General features: G+C 63.2%; 23 protein-coding genes. 12 read left to right on the top strand and 11 right to left on the bottom strand.

What is annotated here, in order from left to right:
• Window positions 1-191: 191 nt before the first annotated feature.
• Entirely contained in the window at window positions 192-2003 is a 1812-nt protein-coding gene (gene ade, locus NKH04_RS23710) for an adenine deaminase (RefSeq protein ID WP_353045052.1), read from the top strand.
• 129 nt (window positions 2004-2132) lie between these two features.
• On the opposite strand, the gene NKH04_RS23705 is transcribed toward ade, so the two are convergent.
• The 3 genes from NKH04_RS23705 to NKH04_RS23695 form a co-directional block, all read right to left on the bottom strand.
• Window positions 2133-3296, bottom strand: a complete 1164-nt coding sequence (locus NKH04_RS23705; protein ID WP_352874314.1) for an alpha/beta hydrolase — start codon at window positions 3294-3296, stop codon at window positions 2133-2135.
• 132 nt (window positions 3297-3428) lie between these two features.
• Complete coding sequence (locus NKH04_RS23700) at window positions 3429-4502, bottom strand: alpha/beta hydrolase (RefSeq protein ID WP_352451120.1); 1074 nt, start codon at window positions 4500-4502, stop codon at window positions 3429-3431.
• 104 nt (window positions 4503-4606) lie between these two features.
• Window positions 4607-6001: a hypothetical protein gene (locus tag NKH04_RS23695; protein ID WP_353045051.1), complete on the bottom strand. Its 1395-nt coding sequence runs from the start codon at window positions 5999-6001 to the stop codon at window positions 4607-4609.
• A gap of 126 nt (window positions 6002-6127) precedes the next feature.
• Between NKH04_RS23695 and ilvA the strand changes: the two genes are divergently transcribed.
• Both ilvA and NKH04_RS23685 read left to right on the top strand, forming a co-directional pair.
• On the top strand, window positions 6128-7384 hold the full coding sequence (ilvA, locus tag NKH04_RS23690; protein WP_353045050.1) for a threonine ammonia-lyase IlvA: 1257 nt from the start codon (window positions 6128-6130) through the stop codon (window positions 7382-7384).
• Entirely contained in the window at window positions 7381-7953 is a 573-nt protein-coding gene (locus tag NKH04_RS23685; RefSeq protein ID WP_352874318.1) for a DUF1697 domain-containing protein, read from the top strand. The genes ilvA and NKH04_RS23685 overlap by 4 nt, the downstream gene beginning before the upstream one ends.
• A gap of 8 nt (window positions 7954-7961) precedes the next feature.
• Here NKH04_RS23685 and NKH04_RS23680 read toward each other — a convergent pair whose 3' ends face one another.
• Complete coding sequence (locus NKH04_RS23680; RefSeq protein WP_352472739.1) at window positions 7962-8255, bottom strand: DUF2218 domain-containing protein; 294 nt, start codon at window positions 8253-8255, stop codon at window positions 7962-7964.
• Between the two features lie 78 nt (window positions 8256-8333).
• Window positions 8334-8774, bottom strand: a complete 441-nt coding sequence (gene gloA / locus NKH04_RS23675) for a lactoylglutathione lyase (RefSeq protein WP_352541390.1) — start codon at window positions 8772-8774, stop codon at window positions 8334-8336.
• Window positions 8775-9010: 236 nt separating this feature from the next.
• On the opposite strand from gloA, the gene NKH04_RS23670 reads away from it, so the two are divergent.
• The 4 genes from NKH04_RS23670 (at window position 9011) to NKH04_RS23655 (ending at window position 11465) form a co-directional block, all read left to right on the top strand.
• A complete protein-coding gene (locus NKH04_RS23670) occupies window positions 9011-9586 on the top strand; it encodes a cold-shock protein (protein ID WP_352541457.1) in 576 nt (191 codons plus the stop codon).
• A gap of 19 nt (window positions 9587-9605) precedes the next feature.
• On the top strand, window positions 9606-10169 hold the full coding sequence (locus tag NKH04_RS23665; protein WP_352970512.1) for a DUF192 domain-containing protein: 564 nt from the start codon (window positions 9606-9608) through the stop codon (window positions 10167-10169).
• Between the two features lie 20 nt (window positions 10170-10189).
• Window positions 10190-10957, top strand: coding sequence for an alpha/beta fold hydrolase (locus NKH04_RS23660; protein WP_352970514.1), 768 nt, complete (start codon window positions 10190-10192; stop codon window positions 10955-10957).
• Between the two features lie 136 nt (window positions 10958-11093).
• Window positions 11094-11465: a hypothetical protein gene (locus NKH04_RS23655; protein WP_352472741.1), complete on the top strand. Its 372-nt coding sequence runs from the start codon at window positions 11094-11096 to the stop codon at window positions 11463-11465.
• Between the two features lie 42 nt (window positions 11466-11507).
• On the opposite strand, the gene NKH04_RS23650 is transcribed toward NKH04_RS23655, so the two are convergent.
• The gene (locus NKH04_RS23650) at window positions 11508-12122 is read right to left on the bottom strand and encodes an HD domain-containing protein (RefSeq protein ID WP_352472742.1); all 615 of its coding nucleotides are present in this window, start codon (window positions 12120-12122) and stop codon (window positions 11508-11510) included.
• 158 nt (window positions 12123-12280) lie between these two features.
• Between NKH04_RS23650 and cysE the strand changes: the two genes are divergently transcribed.
• Both cysE and NKH04_RS23640 read left to right on the top strand, forming a co-directional pair.
• Window positions 12281-13129 carry a serine O-acetyltransferase gene (gene cysE / locus NKH04_RS23645; RefSeq protein WP_023717455.1) on the top strand — a complete coding sequence of 283 codons (849 nt, stop codon included), beginning with the start codon at window positions 12281-12283 and terminating at the stop codon, window positions 13127-13129.
• 113 nt (window positions 13130-13242) lie between these two features.
• Window positions 13243-13446: a DUF3126 family protein gene (locus NKH04_RS23640; protein ID WP_023674799.1), complete on the top strand. Its 204-nt coding sequence runs from the start codon at window positions 13243-13245 to the stop codon at window positions 13444-13446.
• 260 nt (window positions 13447-13706) lie between these two features.
• Here NKH04_RS23640 and NKH04_RS23635 read toward each other — a convergent pair whose 3' ends face one another.
• Complete coding sequence (locus tag NKH04_RS23635) at window positions 13707-14438, bottom strand: hypothetical protein (protein ID WP_352684867.1); 732 nt, start codon at window positions 14436-14438, stop codon at window positions 13707-13709.
• 119 nt (window positions 14439-14557) lie between these two features.
• Between NKH04_RS23635 and NKH04_RS23630 the strand changes: the two genes are divergently transcribed.
• A complete protein-coding gene (locus NKH04_RS23630) occupies window positions 14558-14902 on the top strand; it encodes a DUF6949 family protein (RefSeq protein ID WP_254817711.1) in 345 nt (114 codons plus the stop codon).
• 18 nt (window positions 14903-14920) lie between these two features.
• Window positions 14921-15448, top strand: coding sequence for a gamma carbonic anhydrase family protein (locus NKH04_RS23625; RefSeq protein ID WP_352472744.1), 528 nt, complete (start codon window positions 14921-14923; stop codon window positions 15446-15448).
• A gap of 57 nt (window positions 15449-15505) precedes the next feature.
• Here the strand turns inward: NKH04_RS23625 and NKH04_RS23620 are convergent, their stop codons facing one another.
• Together NKH04_RS23620 and NKH04_RS23615 are read right to left on the bottom strand one after the other, a co-directional pair.
• On the bottom strand, window positions 15506-16252 hold the full coding sequence (locus tag NKH04_RS23620; RefSeq protein WP_353045049.1) for an SDR family oxidoreductase: 747 nt from the start codon (window positions 16250-16252) through the stop codon (window positions 15506-15508).
• A 30-nt stretch (window positions 16253-16282) separates the two neighbouring features.
• Window positions 16283-17470: an MFS transporter gene (locus tag NKH04_RS23615; protein ID WP_353045048.1), complete on the bottom strand. Its 1188-nt coding sequence runs from the start codon at window positions 17468-17470 to the stop codon at window positions 16283-16285.
• A 96-nt stretch (window positions 17471-17566) separates the two neighbouring features.
• On the opposite strand from NKH04_RS23615, the gene NKH04_RS23610 reads away from it, so the two are divergent.
• On the top strand, window positions 17567-18463 hold the full coding sequence (locus tag NKH04_RS23610; protein ID WP_352541384.1) for a LysR family transcriptional regulator: 897 nt from the start codon (window positions 17567-17569) through the stop codon (window positions 18461-18463).
• A 721-nt stretch (window positions 18464-19184) separates the two neighbouring features.
• On the opposite strand, the gene NKH04_RS23605 is transcribed toward NKH04_RS23610, so the two are convergent.
• Both NKH04_RS23605 and NKH04_RS23600 read right to left on the bottom strand, forming a co-directional pair.
• Entirely contained in the window at window positions 19185-19784 is a 600-nt protein-coding gene (locus NKH04_RS23605; protein ID WP_352451124.1) for a transglutaminase-like cysteine peptidase, read from the bottom strand.
• Window positions 19785-20179: 395 nt separating this feature from the next.
• The gene (locus NKH04_RS23600) at window positions 20180-20797 is read right to left on the bottom strand and encodes a PilZ domain-containing protein (RefSeq protein WP_352702380.1); all 618 of its coding nucleotides are present in this window, start codon (window positions 20795-20797) and stop codon (window positions 20180-20182) included.
• Between the last annotated feature and the right edge of the window lie 27 nt (window positions 20798-20824).

Raw genomic sequence — 20824 nt, 5'->3', positions numbered from 1 at the left:
GAAGTAAGGGCGCGCGGCAGCATTCCCTCCCCCTTGTGGGGAGGGTTAGGGTGGGGGTCCATCTTCGTAAGAATCCAAATGCGATAGCCCTGCCTCGAGGGGGGAGATCTGCAACTTCGCCGTCCGCGCTTACTTCCTCGCTGGTCAAAATCCTCGCGGCTTGGCACAGTCGGGCAAAGAGGAGCCTGTTGATGCCGAAGACCGCCAATGCGACGAAACCAAAACCCTGGGCTGAGATGGCGACGCATCTGGTCGATGTCGCTATGGGTCGCAAACCCGCCGATCTCGTCATCCGCAACGGGCGCTGGGTCAACGTCCATTCGGGCGAGATCATCGCCGGCACCGACATTGCCATTGCCGGCGGCCGCTTTGCCTATTGCGGGCCGAACGCCGGCCATGCCATCGGCCAGGGCACTAAGGTGGTCGATGCCGGCGGCCGCTATCTGGTGCCGGGGCTTTGCGACGCGCATATGCATGTCGAGAGCGGCATGGTGACGGTGACGGAATTCTGCCGCGCGGTGATCCCGCATGGCACAACTTCGATGTTCATCGATCCGCATGAGATCGCCAACGTGCTCGGCCTGCCGGGCGTGCGGCTGATGCACGACGAGGCCGTCGCCATGCCGGTCAACGTGCTTGTGCAGATGCCGTCCTGCGTGCCTTCGGCACCGGGGCTGGAGCATGCCGGCGCCGAGCTGACCGTCGCCGACGTTGCCGAAGCGATGACCTGGGAAAACATCATCGGGCTCGGCGAGGTGATGAATTTTCCGGGCGTCGCCGCCAACGATCCGGTGATGTCGGGCGAGATCGCGGCGACGGTGAGGGCCGGCAAGACCGTCGGCGGGCATTATGCCTCGCGCGATCTCGGCCTGCCGTTTCACGGCTACGTCGCCGGCGGCCCGGAGGATGACCACGAAGGCACGCGCGCCGAGGACGCCATCGCGCGCGTCCGCCAGGGCATGAAGGCGATGCTGCGGCTGGGCTCGGCCTGGTACGACGTGGCCTCGCAGATCAAGGCGGTGACCGAGAGCGGCCTCGACCCGCGCAACTTCATCCTGTGCACCGACGACAGCCATTCCGGTACGCTGGTGCACGAAGGCCATATGGACCGGGTCGTGCGCCACGCCATCAGCCAAGGGCTGACGCCGGTGACGGCGATCCAGATGGCGACGCTCAACACCGCCCAGCATTTCCGGCTGGAGCGCGAGATCGGCTCGATCGCGCCGGGACGGCTCGCCGATCTGCTGATCGTCTCCGACCTCGCCGAAATGACCATCGACGAGGTCTATGGCCGCGGCGTCAGGCTGGCCAAGGGCGGCAAGCTCGAAATCGACATTCCGGCCTACGACTATCCGAAGACGGCGAAGAACACCGTCAAGCTCGGCAGGAAGCTCAAGGCAGGCGATTTCGACATCGCCGCACCCCTGGGCGCCAACGAGGTGCGGGTGCGGGTCATCGGCGTCATCGAAAACCAGGCGCCGACGCGGGCGCTGGAGGCCGATCTTGCCGTCGAGGACGGGCTGGTCGCCATGGACCGTCGCAACGATGTCTGCCAGATCGCGCTGGTCGAACGCCACAAGGGCACCGGCGGCGTCACCAACGCCTTCGTCTCCGGCTTCGGCTACATCGGCGACTGCGCCATGGCGTCGAGCGTGGCCCACGATGCCCACCACATCATCGTCGTCGGCACCAACAAGCAGGACATGGCTCTGGCCGTGAACCGGCTAGGCGAGGTCGGCGGCGGCGTCGTGCTGTTTTCCAACGGCAAGGAGCTGGCGCTGGTCGAAATGCGGATCGCCGGGCTGATGTCGGACGAGCGCGCCGAAATCGTCGCCGCCAAGGCCGACAAACTCAGCGATGCAATGCGGCAGATGGGCTGCTCGCTCAACAACGCCTACATGCAGCACTCGCTGCTGGCGCTGGTCGTCATCCCCGAGCTCAGAATTTCCGACGTCGGCCTGATCGACGTGACGACTTTTCAGAAGGTTGATTTGTTCGTTTGAAGAATCACTGAACCCTGGAGGGACAGCGCCCCCTCTGTCCGGCAGGACAGAGGGGGGCGCGAAGGATCGCTGCAGAGCGTTTTTGTTGACAGCTACCAATCACCGGCGCGATTGGCAGCAGAGGTCGGCTCACCCGCCGGTGGCGATGGTCAGCACCTTGAACGGCGTGGTGATGACGATTTCGGCGACCGAGCCGACGGCCTTGCCGAGGCCCTGGCCGAGATTGTCGAGCTGGGCCGGCGCGGTCTCTTCGGAGGCGAGGCCGGCCGGGGCGCGCAGGCGGTCGCCGAGCAGCTGCACCAGGAACGGGTTGTCGGCGAATTTGGCGTGGTTCAGCCGGTCGCCGCCCTTGGTTTTGGTCAGGTCGACCACCGAGACGCCATAGCTGGCGAGGTCGGCCGCGTCGCCATAGTCGCCGACGCGTGGCTTGTCGCCGGAGATCAGGGTCGACAGCCTGAGCGCCCGGTCGTCGCCCGAAAGCAGCACGGCGAACGGCTTGTCGGGCTTGCCGTAGCGGATCATCTGCTTCTTGAACACGTCGACGTCGATATCGGGTGAGGCCAGGATGACGTAGCCGAGCTTGCCGCCGAGGTCGCGGTCGCCGGTGATGGCAAGCTGGCGCAACGCTTCCATGGTCACCCAGGTCCCCATCGAATGGGCAATGATGTCGATGCTCTTGGCGCGGCTCTTGGCGAGCATGCGCAGCGTCGCTTCGAGATCGTCGCGCGCCGCACTGGCGCTTTCCTTGTCGTAGATGTAGCCGGTCGTCGTGCCGCTCGACGCCCACGAAAACAGCACCGGCGTGCCTGGGTATTTCGTATCGTGCGCGATCTGCGTCAGCCGGTAGATACCGTCATCGAAGCCGTTGTTGAAGCCGTGCACGAAAACCAGCGCGCGGTCGCCGCGCATGGCGATGTCGGCGCCGACCGCCTTGGCGAATTGCGGCGCGCCTTCGTAGAAGGTGACGCCGGTCGCCGTGAAATCCTTCGCCGGATTGCTGTTGGCCGAGCCCTTGACCCGCTCGATGGCGCCGAGCTGGTGGATTTTGGGCACCGTCACCTCGACGCTGGCAAAGCTGGTGGTCGGCGAACGGTCGCCGTCGAACACCTGCCGCGGCTCTTTCATTGCCTTTTGCCGGGTTGTGGCGACGAAGATCTTGTGCGTCGCCGCAATGTCCGAAGCAGGCACGATGATCGTCGTCTTGTTGAGCAGATCGTGCGTGTTCTGGCCGGCGCAGCCGGTAACCGCGAGCGTGAACGCAACGACGAGAAAGATCTTCGAAGGCACGATCACGCGGGCTCCCGCAAAGGCGACGTCGAGCCGGAGACGTCTTGGCCTATTCGATAGAGGCAGAGGCCGGCACGGTCCAGTTCAAACTGTTCCGATGGTGCGGCAATGGTCAACGGTCGCTGCCGCGCAATGCAGCTATTGTCCGACCGAGGCGATGCGGTCTGTCACCTCGCGGTCGCTGGCAAACCCGTCATCCTCGCGCAGCTTCTGGCCGATCAACTGCACCAATTCCGGATTATCGGCGAATTTGGTGTGGTTGAAGCGGTCGGTTCCCTTGACGCTGGAGAGATCAACCACCGACACGCCATAGCTGGCGAGGTCGGCGGCGTTCTTGTAGTCGCCGACGCGCGGCCGCGCACCGGCGATCAGGCCGGAGAGCCGCAGCGCCCGGTCGTCGTCGGAGAGCAGCAGGATGAACGGCTTGTCCGGCTTGCCGTAGCGGCGCATCTGGCTCTTGAACACGTCGACGTCGATATCGGGCGAGGCCAGCACGACGTCGCCTAGCTTGCCGCCCAGATCACGGTCGCCGGTGATGGCGAGCTGGCGCAACGCCTCCATGGTAACCCAGGTCCCCAGCGAATGGGCGACGATGTCGATGCGCCGTGCGCCGGTCTGCGCCAGCATTCTCAGCGTCACTTCCAGCTGGTCGCGGGCAACGCTGGCGCTTTCTTTGTCGTAGACGTAGTCGGTGGTCTTGGCGCCCGACGCCCAGGAAAACAGCACCGGCGTGCCCGGATAGCCGGAATCATGGGTGATCTGCGTGACGCGGTAGACGGCGTCGTCGAAGCCGGTGTTGTAGCCGTGGACGAAGACCATGACACGGCCGCCGCGCGCCGCGATGTCGGCGCTGAGGGCGCTGGAGAATTTCGGCTGGGTGTCGTAGCCGACGACCTCGGAAGCCATGAAGTATTTGGCCGGATCGTCCGACTTGCCGCGTGAGCGCCGCTCGATCTGGCCTGTCTTGTGGATGCCGGGGACGGTGACGTTGACGCGGGCATAGTTCAGCGTCGCCGAACGCTCGCCGTCGAAGACCTTGTTGGGATCGTCGGAGCGCTTGCGCGTCGTGGCGATGAAGATCGAGTGATTGCCGGCGATTTCCGTCACCGGCACCGCCATCATGGCGCTGCCGAGCAGTTCCTCGGTTTGGCGGCCGCCGCAGCCGGCGAGCAACGCGGCAAGGACAATGATGCAAATCGTCTTCAAGGGCACTTAAGCAATTCCACTCCGGCCTGACCAAAGGCCCATCCACCTCCGCCGCACCTCCCGGACAGGCGAAGTGCGGCAGAAGTAAGTCGCAGGCGCCCGAAATGCGCTCAGCGCCCCGCGACTGCCATCGCACTGTTGCGCGAAAGCCAGAACGGCGGCAGGAACGCCGGAATGTTGGAAAACGGCAGCACTTCCGGCTTCAGCCTTATGCCAAGCACGTCGCGCATGAAGGCGCGGCGCGCCTCGATGCGGCGCCAGGCTTCGGGATAGCGCGCCGCGATCTCTTCGCGCAGCGCCTCGTCGGCCAGCGCGATGCCGTCCTCGATGTTTGTGGTGAAATAATCGGTGCCGGTCGCCGGGATGATGTCGACCTGCAAGGCCATGCCCGACTTCAATCTGATGTCGGAGCCGGAAAATACCGGCGAATGCATCCATTCGTCGATATGGATGAGATGGCCGGGGTTGAGCGCTACGCCGAAGAACCGATCGCCGATGCGCTCGTGCACAGCTTGCCACAACGCGCCGCCGGGAACGCCGATGCCGACCGTCTCGTACCAGTCGACGACGGCGCAGAAATAGGGCGCGACTAGCTTCTCGACATAGTCCTGGATGCCCCTCGGAAGCTCGGCCGCGTCCTCGACCAGAAAACCGGCGCGGGCATTGAGCGAGCCCTGGATGCCATAGGCCATGGTGATCGGGTCGCCGCGCTTGATGACGTCAAGACGCGGGCTCGGCAGGCCATAGGCCGCCCGCCCGCCGGCCGACAGCATCGGGTGGCAGCATTGCGGCAGGCCGTTGATGCCCATCAGCCGCGCCGCCTGCAATTCGGTCATGCCGGGTTCGATGCCTTGCAGGACATTGCGCAGGCCTTGCGAGGAATAGGTCGCGGCGAATTCGAACGCGGCCAGTTGGTCGGCCTCGTTGATGGCGCGCAGGCCGTCGGCAGGGTTCATCAAAAGGTTCGCCGCGTTGACGATCACGCCCCTATCGCCGGCAAGGCTGCGCAACGTGTCGGCGATGAAGGACGGCAGGTCGAGCGTCGTTTCGCCAAAACCCGCATCGCCGGGGCCGAACGGCTTCCAGCCGATGGCGCCGATGCGCTGGCCGGCTTTCAGGCCGCAACCGACGAGGATGTCGGCCAGCGCTTGCGAGCGGTCGCGCGGCTGCGCCGGCAGCGAAAACGTCTGGTAGAGCACGCGCTCGTACGGCCCGTCGCAGATCTCGGCATAGCCCCAGCCCTCATTGCCGACCAGCAGTTTCGGCGGCTTACCGGGAACGATGACCAGCAGCGTCTCCTCGAAGCGCGGATCGTAGCCGCAGAGGTAGGCGACATTGGCCGCATGTTCGCGATCGCCATAGACGACGAAGGCATCGAACCCGCCGCGCGCGACCAGTGCCGCTATGCGGGCCTCATAGGTGGCGCGCGTAACCAGCGGCATCACCGTCGGCTCGCCGAACTCCGGCAGCGACACGGTTTTCTGGGCCACCGATGCGACAGGCATGAACACACGCTCCTAACGGCCAACGAGGTTTTGGGAACACCCTTTCGGGTGGCCGGACAATGGCTTCGCGAGGCCGGATATGCAATAGCGGGACCGAATTCGCCTAGCCTGTGGGGTGCTCCAGCCATGACCAGTTTCTCCTCTCGCGTCGCTGCCGCCGCTGCCGCGATCCGCGAGATCTTTCCGGAGACGCCGCTGCAGGAAAACGACTATCTGTCGAAGAAGACCGGCGCGCGGGTGCTGCTGAAGCGCGAGGACCTGACGCCGGTGCGCTCCTACAAGATCCGGGGCGCCTTCAACTTCTTCCGCAAGATGCTCGCCGCCGGCAACGCTGCCGAGCTGTTTGTCTGCGCCTCGGCCGGCAATCATGCGCAGGGCTTTGCCTTCGTCTGCCGCCATTTCGGCAAGAAGGGCGTCGTCTTCATGCCGGTGACGACGCCGCAGCAGAAGATCGACAAGACGCGGCTGTTCGGCGGCGCGTTCGTCGAGATCAGGCTGGTCGGCGATTTCTTCGACGACTGCTACCGCGCGGCACTTGAATTCACCGAAACTGCCGGCGCCCACATGGTGCCGCCGTTCGACCACAAGGACATCATCGAAGGGCAGGCGACCGTCGCCTATGAGATATCAGGCCAGATGGCCGGCGCGCGCATGGCTGATATCGTCATGCTGCCGGTCGGCGGCGGCGGCCTGGCCGCCGGCGTCACCCATTATTTCGCCGACCAGCACCGCGAAACGCGCTTCGTCTTTTGCGAGCCGGCCGGCGCCCCGAGTTTGAGCGAGAGCCTTGCCGCCGGAAAGCGGATCAAGCTCGCCAAGGTCGACAATTTCGTCGACGGCGCAGCAGTGGCCGAGATCGGCCGCGAGCCGTTGCGCCACCTGAAGGAGTTTGCCGCCGACACCGTGCGGCTGATCCCGGAAAACCGGCTCTGCGCAACCATGATCGAAATGCTCAATGTCGAAGGCGTCGTGCTCGAGCCGGCCGGCGCGCTGGCGATCGATGCGCTCAAGGATTTTTCCAGGAAGGAAATCAGGGGCAAGACCATCGTCGCCGTGGTGTCGGGCGGCAATTTCGATTTCGAGCGGCTGCCGGATGTGAAGGAACGGGCGCTGCGCTTCGAGGGCTTGAAGAAATACTTCATCATCCGCTTTCCGCAACGGCCCGGCGCGCTGCGCGATTTCCTCGAATTGCTGGGTCCCGACGACGACATCGCCCGCTTCGAATATCTGAAGAAATCGGCGCGCAATTTCGGTTCGGTGCTGATCGGCATCGAAACCAAGGACCGCCGCAATTTCGACCTGCTCAAGGCGAATTTCGACGCCGAGAGCGTCCATTACCAGGACATCACAGACAACGAGACGCTCGCCGGGTTCATCATATGAGCAGCAACGATCTTCCGAACGCTCCGGCGAAGGTTTTTATCGCGCTGTTTTCCGGCATCAATGTCGGCGGCAACCGCATCGTTAAGATGGCGGAACTCAGGTCATTTTTGGAGCAGCTCGGCTTCTCCGATGTCGCCACCTATGTGCAGAGCGGCAACGCCGTGTTCCGGTCGCCAGATGGCGATGCGGCGACGCTGACCAAGCGGTTGGAAGCGGAATTCGAGAAGAAATGGGGGTTCCATTCACGCATCATGGTGCGCGATCTCGGCTGGCTCGAGCGGCTGGCGGCGGACAATCCCTATCCGGAAGTGGCCGGCGAGCCGACCAAGCTGCATGCCTATGCGCTGGAGCGCCGGCCGACCGCCGAGGAGGTCGCCCGGCTGGCGGAAAAATGCACCGGGCCAGAACGCTTCGAGATCAAGGGCGACGTGCTCTACCTGCATGCGCCTGACGGGCTCGGCAAATCCGTGTTTGCCAATCAAATTCCGCGCGTTCTGAAGGTGCCGGGCACGGCGCGCAATTGGCGCACCGTGCTGATGCTGCTGGACATGGCCAAGGCCGGCGGTTGACAGGTCGTCTACGCGGTCGGAGCGCGTTTCCAGTCGAATGCCAGCTCTTCACGGAAGGCGAAGCGCTTGATGTGCTCGGCGACGACCGTTTCCAGGCGCTCGAGCGACCCGGCTTCATCGGTCGTCACGGCAATGTGCAGCGCAGCCGGGTCGGCATCGAGAACCGTGCGGCCGAGCGTCAGATCGATGGTGCCGTGGTTCGGGTCGAATTCGACGGGGAACTTGTGCGCCCAATGTTTGCACAGCTGCTGCAGATAGCGGCTGGCGTGTTCGGTGGCGACGTCGACATGGCTGGCCGGCATGAATGAATTCTCCTTGGGAATGCGGACGCGAAAACCGAACCAGGGCCCGCCTGCGTCCGTTCAAGATGGCGTGATCGGTTACCAGCTGCCGGTGTTCGGCATCGACGCCCACGGCTCGGCCTTCGGCTTGGCCGGACCTTTCTGCAACAGCTCGATCGAGATGCCGTCCGGCGATTTGACGAACGCCATGTTGCCGTCGCGCGGCGGCCGGTTGATGGTAACGCCCTTGTCCATCAGCCGCTGACAGGTGGCGTAGATGTCGTCGACCTCATAGGCGAGATGGCCGAAATTGCGGCCGCCCTTGTAGTCTTCCGGGTCCCAATTGTAGGTCAGCTCGACCAGCGGCGCTTTCTCGCTGATGCCGCTTTGCTCGTCTTCGGGGGCGGCAAGGAAGATCAGCGTGTAGCGGCCTTGCTCGTTTTCATGGCGGCGCACTTCCTTGAGGCCAAGCTTGTTGCAGTAGAAATCGAGCGAAGCATCGATGTCGGCGACACGGACCATGGTGTGCAGATAGCGCATGATTTCCTCCTTATGTTGCGTTGCGGCGCAACATAGGGGCGGCCCGGCCAAAGGGCAATTGGCCACGCTTGCCGGCGCCGGCAAACGGCAAATCCGCTATTCCTGTACGGAACCGTGAAAAAAGGCACGTCAGGTCTTGCACACACCGGAAGCCGCGGTGTTAATCTGATACCAAGAATCAGTTGCGGTGTTTGTTGAAAAAAGGGGGCGTTCTTATGGGGGAAAAGGCCTCTTTCATGGGGCGGGACGGGGCCGGTAACGATGCGTTGAAGCGGGATGAGAGCGCCGATACGGCCGATCTCATCGAAATCGCCGGCGCCATCAAATGGTTCGACGTGGCCAAGGGCTACGGTTTCATCCTTCCCGATGATGGTACTTCGGGCGACATCCTCCTCCATGTGACATGCCTTCGAAAGGACGGTTTTCAGACCGCCCTGGAAGGCGCCCGTGTCGTCTGCCTGGTCAAGCAGGGCGAGCGCGGGTTGCAGGCCTTCCGCGTGCTCTCGATGGATGTCACCACGGCGGTGCATCCGGCGGAGCTGCAGGAGCAGCGCACCCATGTCGCGGTGACGCCGGAAAGCGGCCTCGAACGGGCGCTGGTCAAATGGTTCAACCGCACCAAGGGGTTCGGCTTTCTGACCCGGGGCGAGGGCACCGAGGACATTTTCGTCCACATGGAGACGCTGCGCCGCTACGGCATCACCGAACTCCGGCCGGGCCAGGTGGTGCTGGTCCGCTTCGGACGCGGCGACAAAGGCCTTATGGCTGCCGAAATTCACCCCGATATGGGTACCTTGCCGGTCTCGCATTAGTTCCGGCCGAGGATTTCATATGGTTCACAGCAACCGGCTGACGGCGGGCGCGCTCTGCGCCGGGATTTTCCTCATCGTCGCCGCAAGTGCGTTCTTCTATTTTCAGCAACCGAGTTCCGCCGACGGCAAGGCGATGATCCTTCCCGTCGACCCGGCGCCGCTGGTCGCGGTGACGAAGGCCGGCGAGCGTTCTTTTTCCGTGGAAATCGCCGACACGCCCGCCGAGCGCGAAGCCGGGCTGATGTTCCGCCGGCACATGGCCGACAATCACGGCATGCTGTTCGTGTTCGGCGCGCCGCAGGATGTGAGTTTCTGGATGAAGAACACGCCGATGCCGCTCGACCTGATCTTCGTCGGACAGGACGGCCGGATCCGGGCGATCGAGCAAGGCGAGCCGCAGTCGGAGGCGATCATCTCGCCGGACGAACCGGTGCGCTTCGTGCTCGAGCTCAAGGCGGGCACGGCCGCCAAAAAGGGCATTAAGGACGGCGACCTGCTGCGCCATCCGGCCATCGGCACGGCGCCGGGGCCGGCCATGCCGCCGCCCGACAAGGGCGATGCGCCGAGTGTCGATTCCGACTGAGCGGGCAGGATCTTCAGCCGATGCAGTTCTTCTCACATGACGGTTTCGACCTTGCTTTCCTTGACCGCCAGCCGGCATCGGGGCAGGGCGATCCGGTGCTGATGATCCACGGCTTTGCCTCGAGCCATTACGTCAACTGGGTGTCGCCCGGCTGGTTCAAGACGCTGAACGACGCCGGCTATCGTGCGATCGCCTTCGATAATCGCGGCCATGGCTCGTCGTCGAAGAGCTATGACGAAGCTGACTACACGCCGGCAAAAATGGCGTCGGACGCGGCAGCGCTTTTGAACCATCTCGGCATCGAACGCGCTCATGTCATGGGTTACTCGATGGGCGCGCGCATATCGGCCTTCCTGGCGCTCTCCGACCCGGACAAGGTGGCGACGCTGGTCTTCGGCGGTCTCGGCATCGGCATGGTCGACGGCGTCGGCGATTGGGATCCGATAGCCGACGCCCTTCTGGCCGACGATCCGTCAGGCACCAGCGATCCGCGCGGCCGCTCGTTCCGCGCCTTCGCCGATCAGACCCGCAGCGATCGCCGCGCGCTCGCCGCCTGCATCGCCACCTCGCGCGAATTGCTGAGCGAGGCCGACATTGCCCGCATTGCCCAGCCGACCTTGATTGCGGTGGGAACCAAGGACGACATCGGCGGCTCGCCGGATGAACTCGCCGCCCTGATGCCGAACGCCAGGGCTTTTCACATCGAAGGCCGCGACCATATGCTGGCGGTCGGCGACAAGACCTTCAAGCAGCGCGTGCTGGAGTTTTATGCCGAGCATCGGTTTTGATGGATGGCTGCCCAAAAGCGGCCATTGGGCCTGAAGCTGGGGTTCTTAGCGGTTTTGCAACGATACGGGAGTAACTAAGCGTGACGCGTGGATCGGTTCAAACCCGCAACGCGCTGAACGAGGGGCAGGGGATACGATGGCACAATGGGGAAGAAGCGACGCCGCTTTGCTGGGCGTCGTTGCGAAAAGCAGGTTCGGCGAATGGTCCGTTGTTCTAGCGCTGGCTGCATTGGTGGCAGGCGCGATGGCGATCACCGCGTTGATGGCAATGCCCAGCGACGCGTCCGTGCTTATCCAGCACAGTGTGACAGGCTTCTTCATGGCGGTATTTTTCCTGGTCGGGCCATTGGCGCATCTTACCGGCGCGGTCTTCGGGCTGATGGCGCTGGGTCGTCCAAACGACAATCGTTTGCTCGGCCTGGCTGGCATCGTGGTTAACGGCGCGTCGCTTGCCGCCGGGGTGTTTATGCTGTGGGCCATGGCATCGACCATAGGCGCGTTTACGTGATTTCGGGCAAATCTTCCGGACGCAAGTGGCCGACGCTTCGGGCTACGATCGGCGCGGGCTGTGCCCCAGCGCCCTGAGCGAGCGCGCCATGTTATGCCGGGCCTGGGTTTCGAAGCGCCGGCGGAATTCCTCGCTGTGGAAGATATGCGGACGCGCGAGGAAGCCCTCTAGCACTGCGGCACGGCCGGCCCGCCACATCGGCTCATCGACCCACTTATATTCGCGGCGGACCGCCTGTTCATAAGCGTCGAACGCCTCGGGCGCAGCACCCAGGATCGCCAGGTCCATGTCGAGGAACAGCGCCGCGTCGCGAACCGAATGCTGGTCGCCAAGGGGCGGCAATTCGTGGCCGGCGGTGGCAGTGATCATCGCCGCGATGTGGCCGAGGCGTTGTGCATCGGCGCGACCGGCGAGCTTTTCCTCGGCAAGTGCGGCACTCCTCGCCTCATTGTCCTTGGCGCGGCTGTCGTAGATCGCGTCGTGAAACCAGATCGCTGCCTCGACTGCTTCAGGATCATGCAACAACGCCTTGTAATCATTGGCCAGCGCCAGCATCGCCTCGATGTGGCCAAGGTCGTGGTAGTGGCGATCTTCGGCCTCATAGAGCGCGGAAAGCTCGCGCTTCAGGGTCTCGTCCATCAAGGTTGCGTTTTCCATGGCTGCTTGAAATTCCGCCACCAAATCCATTTCACCAAGCACTAAGGAAAATTGAGTTCACCCGTGCTATGATCTGGCTTATAGGTGCGGCCGGAGAATAGGCAAGCCGCCAACCGAGACATTGAATGGCCGAGACATTGGATGGCCGGAGACATCAGATGAACAGCGTTACGATTTCCCGTCCCACCAGGGTGCAGCCGGTAGATCCGATCTGGCGTTCGATCCGCGACGAGGCGATGGAAGCGGTCAACCGCGATCCGCTGCTGGCGGCGTTCCTCTATTCGACCATCCTCAATCAGGAAAACCTGGAAGAAGCGGTCATTCACCGGCTGGCCGAGCGCCTCGCCCACCAGGACATCGGCTCCGACCTCATCCGCCAGACGTTCAAGGCGATGGCGGCCGACGACAAGGACTGGTCGACGACGGTGCGCGTCGATATCCAGGCCTATTACGACCGTGATCCGGCATGCGACCGCTTCATCATGCCGGTGCTCTACTTCAAGGGTTTTCACGCCATCCAGACGCACCGGCTGGCGCATTGGCTGTGGAACCAGGGCCGTCAGGACTTCGCGCTGTATTTGCAGAGCCGGTCGTCCTCGGTGTTCCAGACCGACATCAATCCGGCTGCCCGCATCGGCAAGGGCATCTTCCTCGACCACGCCACCGGCCTCGTCGTCGGCCAGACGGCGGTGATCGAGGACGACGTCTCGATCCTGCACGGCGTGACGCTGGGCGGCACCGGCAAGGCCGGCGGCGACCGCCATCCCAAGATCCGCTACGGCGTGCTGATCGGCGCCGGCGCCAAGATCCTCGGCAACATCGAGATCGGCCATTGCTCGAAGATCGCGGCCGGCTCGGTGGTGCTGTCGCCGGTACCGCACAACAAGACGGTTGCCGGCGTGCCGGCCCGCGTCGTCGGCGAGACCGGCTGCGACCAGCCTTCGCGGCAGATGGACCAGCTGTTGCCATCGCAGACGATGGACCACGTCGTCAGCTTCGACATCTGAGTGCTCGGGCAGGGGCTGAATTCCTGCCCCCCATGCCGGCTTGCCTTTACATGGCCATTGTCGACGTGCCAGAAGCGCGCTCAAACGATGAAGCCGACGATCGGAGAAGACTGTTGAAGCCGGACGAAATCAGAAAGCTGGATGCCTATTTCAAGCGCACCTTCCAGAACCCTAAACTCGAAGTGAAGGCGCGGCCGCGCAAGGAAGATTCGGCCGAGGTCTATGTCGGAGACGAGTTCCTTGGCATCGTCTTCAAGGACGAGGACGACGGCGACTATAATTTCTCGATGGCGATCCTCGACATCGATCTGGCCTGAGCTGGGAGTTTAGCTGCCCGCTACGCCTCAAGTGCTGCGGCGGTACGGAACCTTGCAGGACGCCGGTGGGACAGCGCCCCTCTGGCCTGCCCATCTCCCCCAGGAGGGGGGAGATGGGCAGCCTCGGCGCCGCGCTCTTCTTGCAACATTGGAGATTGGCGAAAGCCAAGATGATGGCCGATCTCCCCCCTCGTGGGGGAGATGTCCGGCAGGACAGAGAGGGGCGCGAAGGATCGCTACGGAACGGCTCGTTTCGTTGCTTATCGCCCGGTCTTCTGCACACGCGCTGCTTCGGCAGAAATCGCCGCGTCGAGCCCCTGCCAGTCGCCCAGGAATTCCCGGGGGAAGCGGTAGGTGAGGCTGAGATTGTCGCCGACCAGGATGTCGCGTTCGCAGGGCGCCAGCGATTCGTCCGCGCTCGGGCCGCTCAGGCAGCGTGCGACGAACGGATCCTTGCCGGGGCGATCGGCGACCGCCAGCACTTCGTTGAGATAGCCTGATTTTTCGCTGAAGGCGTAAAGCGTGGTGCCGCCAGGGCCGGGCGTACCCGGCTTGGCGATCAGCGCGCTGTAGATCGGCGCGAAGCGGCCGCTCATGTCGCGCGACATCATCTGCGGCTCGAACGACAGGAAGACGATGTCCTTGCTGGGTCCGGTGTGGTTGAAGTCGTTGCGGGCAGCCTCGCTGTAGCCGTCCATCTCGGGATAGCGCAGATAGAGGTCGAGTCGCGAGGCGATGCCGTCGCGCCGGGCCTGGGCAAAGCGGATGACATTGGCCGGCACGGCGATGACGTTGTTGCCGATGACGACCCTGTGGACCGTGGTGTCGTCGGTGTACCCGGCCATGGCGATCGAGCGGCCGAACCATTTGCCGCCGAGGCTGATCGCCACCGAAAGCAGCGCCAGCGTCGCGAATGCATAAAACACCCGCCTCATCAGCGTCGAATCGACGACGCTGAGTTGCGGGCCCTCAGTGGCGGCTGCCTGCTTCATCGCGACCCTCATTTGCCGTCCCATCGGGTGTACCTGAACGGCACATCTCGGCGCGGCACGGCTCTTGCTTCGCAGCTTTGCGGGCGACTGTGCGATTTCATGGTAAACGGAGGGTAAAGATGGGCCCGGTCGAACAAATCATATTCAGTTTTATGGCTGGGCTGACGGCTTGCGGCCTGGCCGGATCGGCGATGGAGCTGATCGCCGGCCGCAGGCTTGCCTTCGTCCAGCCCTATGTATCGTCGAAGCACATGCTGCGCTCACTCGCCGCGACGGCTTGCGCCGGGCCGCTGATGTTCGCCAACGAGGCGCTGGACGCCTGGCGCGAGCGTCGCATCTCGGTGCTGGGGCTGATCTCCTGCGGCTGTACGGCGACCATCTGGGCGCTGGCGCTGGGCATGGTGGTGATCGCCATTGCGTCCTGGGCGGCTTCGCTTCTAGGGTCTGGCAGCTTGTCGGTGTGAGACGATCTGGAGACAGCAATGCCGATCTACGCGATTGACGGAAAAGCGCCCGCCTTCGAGGACGCCGACAGCAACTGGATCGCGCCCGATGCCACCCTGATCGGCAATATCAGGATCGGCCGCAATGCCGGCTTCTGGTTCGGCGTCGTCGTCCGCGGCGACGACGAGCCGATCGTCGTCGGCGCCGACACAAACGTGCAGGAGCACACAATCATGCACACCGACGCCGGCTTTCCGCTGACCGTCGGCCAAGGCTGCACGATCGGCCACCGTGCCTTGCTGCACGGATGCACGATCGGCGACAACAGCCTGATCGGCATGGGCGCCATCGTGCTGAATGGGGCGAAGATCGGCAACAACTCGCTGGTCGGTGCCGGCGCGCTGGTCACCGAAGGCAAGCAATTTCCCGACAATTCGCTGATCGTCGGCTCGCCCGCGCGCGTCGTCAGGATGCTCGACGAGGACGCAGTCGCCAGGCTGCGCGCCTCGGCCGCGCATTATGTGGCAAACGGCAGGCGGTTCAGGGCGGGGCTGAGGAAGGTCTAGCCGACCCGGAAATGGCGGAGCCGGGCCTCAAGATATCGAAGCATAACCCCTTCCAAGTCAAACCGGCTGGGCGGTCGGCCGGAACAAGATCTCGTTGATATCGACGTCGTCGGGCTCGTTGATCGCGAAGGCGACCGTTCGGGCAAACGTATCTGGCCCCACGGCGATCTTGCTCACGAAGTCCCTGGTCCCCTGCTGGATATCCTTCTCGCTGATATGCTCGAGCAACTCTGTGCTGACAGCGCCCGGCGAGATCACCGTGGTGCGGATATTGTAGGGTTTCACCTCTTTCCGCAGACCCTCGGATAGCGCACGCATCGCGAACTTGGTGGCGCAATAGACCGCCGCACCCGGGTCGACCACATGGCCGTATACGGACGAGACATTGATAATGTGCCCCGATCGCTGCTCCTTCATGTACGGAAGCGCGGCCGCGATGCCGTAAAGGACGCCCTTGATGTTGACGTCGATCATCCGGTCCCATTCGTCGACCTTGAGCCGTTCGAGCGGGGCCAACGGCATGAGGCCCGCATTGTTGAGCATCACGTCGATGCGGCCGAATTCCCGGACCGCCGTGTTCACCAGGTTCTGGACCTGGCCGGCATCGGTGACGTCCGTAGTAACGGCCTTGGCTTTGTGCCCAGCGCCGGTCAGTTCCTGGACAAGGGCGTCGATGCGGTGTGACCGCCGTGCACCCAGGACCACGGAAGCGCCTCGTGCGGCAAGATGGCGTGCCGTCGCTTCACCGAGGCCGCTGCTGGCACCGGTGATGACGACGACCTTGTTCTCGATTCCTTCGGACATGAGATTCTCCTTGACAAGAATTGAAAGAGTTCAGGTGCGGGGGCCGGCCGAGGCGGCGAGCAAGGCCGATCCCGTGAGCAGGACGGCGGCGAGAAGGAAGGCGCTCCACCAGCCGGCCACGTCGAACAGCAGGCCTCCTGCAATAGCGCCGCCTGCGATCGCGAACTGGATCAGGGCGACCTGGAGTCCGCCCCCGGCCTCCAGGTCTTCAGGGATGAGCGTGCTCATCCAGGTGTTCCACGCCACCGGGATCGGGGTAGCGAACAGTCCCCAAAGAACCAGCAGGCCGGCCGTGGCGCGTGCAAACGGTCCAAAGGCAATCAGCAGTAGAGCGAAGACCGCGAGTGCACTCGGCAGCCCGATCAGCACGGCTGTGAGGTGCCGCCGGAGTATGAAGCCGACAATCGACAGTCCCGCCACGCCACCGAGGCCGACGCCCAATAGAGCCAGTGAGAGGGTGTTGACCTCAAGGCCCGTCACGTTTTCCAGAAACGGCCGCAGATAGATCGAGAGCGCGTTCTGCCCGATGAAAGCGAGCCCGGTCGCGCCCATGCCGATGGCGAATCTGGGATTCCGCAGCAGGCCGAACATGCTCGACACCGAGGCGATCTCTATCGGCGGCATCTTCGGGAGAACGGCCAACTGCCACACGAGCGCCGCAAGGCCGATGGGGACAGTGACGAAAAACGTTCCCCGCCATCCGATCAGCGATCCGAGGAAGCTGCCGACGGGCGCGGCGATCACCAATGCGAAGGCAGTGCCACCCTGGAGCAAGGCAATGGCCTTGGGCAGGTCGGGTCCCGCGGCCAGGCGGGCCAGAATGGCCGTCGACAGTGACCAGAAACCGCCGATCGCGATGCCCACCAGCGCCCGCCCGGCCAGGAAGACCAGGAAGTTGGGAGCAAGCGCCACCGCCAGGCTCGATGCGGCCAGCACTGCCGTATAGACCAGAACCACCGTCCGTCGATCGACGTTTCGCAACAGCGAGTTGCCGAAGAGGCTGGTAACCACGGCGAAGAATCCGGATACCGCGATTGCCTGGCCTGCCTGACCCTCGGAGACGGCCAGATCCTGAGCGATCGGGGTGAGCAGGCTCACCGGGAGGAACTCCAGTCCGACCAGAAGGAAGGTCAGCAGCGACAGGCAGACCACCGCAGACCATGGGGTCGTCCCGCTGTCAGCAGCAGTGGCCCCGTCCAGCACGAAATCGATGGTCATAAGGCAGTCTCCTGTCCGTTTCCGAACTAAGTAGTCGGGCTGGCCAAATGCGACTAGCGGGTATAATTTTGATGTGGTTGTGAATGAGGCTCATCAATGCCACGCGACGAGTTCGCCGAAATGCGCGCGTTCCTGGAGATCACCCGGACGCGGAGCTTCACCCGAGCAGCCGCCAAGCTCGGGGTCACTCCTTCGGCCCTTAGCCACACCATCAAGTCGCTGGAGTCGCGGCTTGGCGTCCGTCTTCTGTCTCGCACCACGCGCGACGTGGCCCCGACGGCGGCCGGTCAACGCCTCAAGGAAGGCATCGAACCGCATTTCGAAGGCATCGCGGCTGAGGTCAGCGCTCTCGGCGTCCTTCGCGACAGGCCGTCCGGCAACATTCGCCTGGTGTGCACCGATGATTCGGTCGACATTGTCTTCCGCGCCCGGCTGCCAAAGTTCCTGAGCGACTTCCCCGATATCAATGTCGAGTTGGTGGTCGACAACGCCTTCACCAACATCGTCGAGCGCCAGTTCGATGCCGGCGTGCGTCTGGGCGAGTCCATTGCCCGGGATATGGTAGCCGTGCGCATCGGAGCCGACGTGACCTACACTGTGGTCGGCTCACCCCATTACTTCGCCCACCGGACACCGCCGGAGACGCCGCAGGAGCTGACCGACCATAACTGCATCAACTACCGGCTGCCGACGTCAGGATCGGTCTATGCCTGGGAATTGCGGGAAGGAGCGCGCGAGTTCAATGCTCGGGTCGAGGGACAACTGACGCTTAACAACATGGGGCCGGCGATCCAGGCCGCGCTTGACGGAGTGGGCTTGGCCTATCTGCCGCGCGAACTCGTCCTTCCTCACATTGAGAGTGGCCTTCTCCAGGAAGTCCTGACCAAATGGTGCCCAACGTTCCAGGGTTACCACCTGTACTATCCAAGCCGGCGCCATCCCTCTCCGGCGTTTTCCGCCTTTGTCGACGCGTTCCGTATCAGGGGCAAGTAACAGCGTTTCGACGGCAAACGGCAGCTCGTATCCCACAAACGATCGTGAGACAGCTTGGATGACGAAGCGCAGTTGGAGGCAAAGCCGAGATAACTGTAACCGGCGCTTCTCATCGACTAAACTTGGCAGCCAAAGCCACCAGAAAAAAGAGAGTTAAGACAGCGATTGCCGCTCCCACCCGTAGCTCGCTGATACCGAACATATGCCGCATAAGTTCGGCGGTGACAGCAAAAAGGCAAAGTGTAAGTAAAGCAACTGCGAAGGCGATCGCGCGAACCAGCCGCCGGAAAATCAGAAGATCTGAGCTTCGCAGAACGAGTCCAGTTTTTGACCGAATGGAGCCTGTTCTCCACGCAGACACGAGTTCACGAACGCAGTAGAATGTGGCCGAGGAGAGAACCACAAAAAGGATACTGCTTCCCACTGTGTCGCTTAGGATCGCGGTCTCTGATGTCACTGGCATCATGGGAACTGCTTGGCTCTAGAGTTTCGTGGAAGATAGCCGCTGTCTGTCCGGATGTCCGAAACGCTCCCCAAAAATGGTGGAGCCGGCCCGGGGACGGGGCCGGCTCCTTAAACCCGGTCGTTGGGGACGGGGAGGGTGGGGACTCGACCGGGTTTCTCCTAAAGCGCGAAGTCATGCGACGCACTTAACCTCTGTTTTATGCATGTCGTTATCCCAAAACCGCTACGCACTTTTGGGCGACATGCCTTGGCGTCCTCAGCGGACGCTGGCGACCGCGTCGGAGCGGCCGTCGTTGATCGTCACCCAGGCGCCGGAATTCCGCTCGGACTGGCGCTTCAGGTAGGTGTAGCCGGTATTGGTCCAGGACAGCACCTTGGGCTGGAGATTGTCGAGGATGAACTCGCCAAGGCTGGTGCGCACGGTCAGCACCGCATGGCCGTCACCATTGCGCTGGCGCACCACCGTCATCAGCAGATCGCCGGCCGGCACGCCGATGCTCATCAGCTCGCGGCGCTTTTCCAGCGCATAGTCCTCGCAGTCGCCGAAGCCGCTATTGGGAAAGGACCAGACTTCCTCCTTGCCCCACATTTCCATGTCGGTGCGCGGCGCGACCCTGCTGTTGACCGAATTGTTGATCTTGACGATCGTCGCCCACAGCTTGCGGGTCAGCTCGACGGGTGCCCGGCCAGGCGTCCTCTGATTGCATTCCTGCGGAAGCTGCTGGCACAATTCGTAGTGTCCGACCGGCTGCGTGGTGCGGCCGCCGGTGTGCATGAAGGCCGGCTCCGCCGCGTTTACAGTCCCCCAACCGAAAAGCTGCATCGCTATTGCCGCCAGCAACAGCTTGCCCCTCATCCTGTTCATTATTCAGTCTCCCCGTTTGAGGAGACAATGACACGGCTGGATTTATTTGACGCAAAAGCGCGAAGTAGACATTAAGTAAAACGCCAGTAGAATAAACATAAAATTTGACGCAATTGAGTATAGAATTGTTAGGGTGCCCTTCGGGTGCATCCGCGACAGCGGGACAGCGCCCCCCTCTGTCCTGCCGGACATCTCCCCCACAAGCGGGGAGATTGGCAGTTCCGGCGTTCCGCTCATTCCTGGGACGCTTGAGATTGGTGAAAGCCGTTTTGAAAGCCGATCTCCCCCCTCGTGAGGGAGATGCCAAGTGGTGGCAAAGAGGGCAAGACAGAGGGGGGCGCAAAGGATCGCCAGCCTCTCTTCCCGATGGGGCTAACGCTTCCGCGTCAGCCGCGCGACGAGCTGAATTCAGTGTCGAGCGTTTCCGGCCGCTGGATGACGGCGAACTCGATGGCGACGCCATCTTCGAAATGGCGCACTATCTGGCCGCGCATGGTGCCCAGCATCACCTGGACGCCGATGGCCGGCTTGACGTCGATCTCGATCGCCGCGCCAGACAGCGACAGGTCGATGATGCGGCACTGGTACTGGCGCCCGTCGGCAAGCTGCAGCACGCTCGTCGGGTTGCGCGGCGCCACGCGTTCATGGCGGCGGTCTTCCGGCAGGTCGAGCTCGTGCTTGTTGGCAAGCCAGGTCAGTTGCGCGGCGAGCTTGTCCCTCTTGCGGTCCGACGCGATGACGGTCATCGCAAAGCCATCCTGCAAAGTGCGGGTGATGACGCCTTCGATGCGGCCGATGTGATCGATATAGGCAATGACCTTTTCGCCAGCCAGGCCGGCGCGCTCGGTGCGCAGCGCGACGTTGCCGGGCGACATGTCGACCACCTGGCAGGGATGTTCGGTGCGGTCTTCCAGCATGAAGCGTCCGTAAATTTTCACGCGGACGCGCTGAAAGTTACGCCTTTCAGCTTGGGACGGCGCATGGTCGACCGCCGCTGACCTCATCACTGCCATACCCCGTTCGGCATTCCG

Source organism: Mesorhizobium sp. M1365, assembly GCF_040317865.1.
Taxonomy (GTDB): Bacteria; Pseudomonadota; Alphaproteobacteria; order Rhizobiales; family Rhizobiaceae; genus Mesorhizobium.
This window is presented reverse-complemented; position numbering and strand designations above follow the sequence as displayed.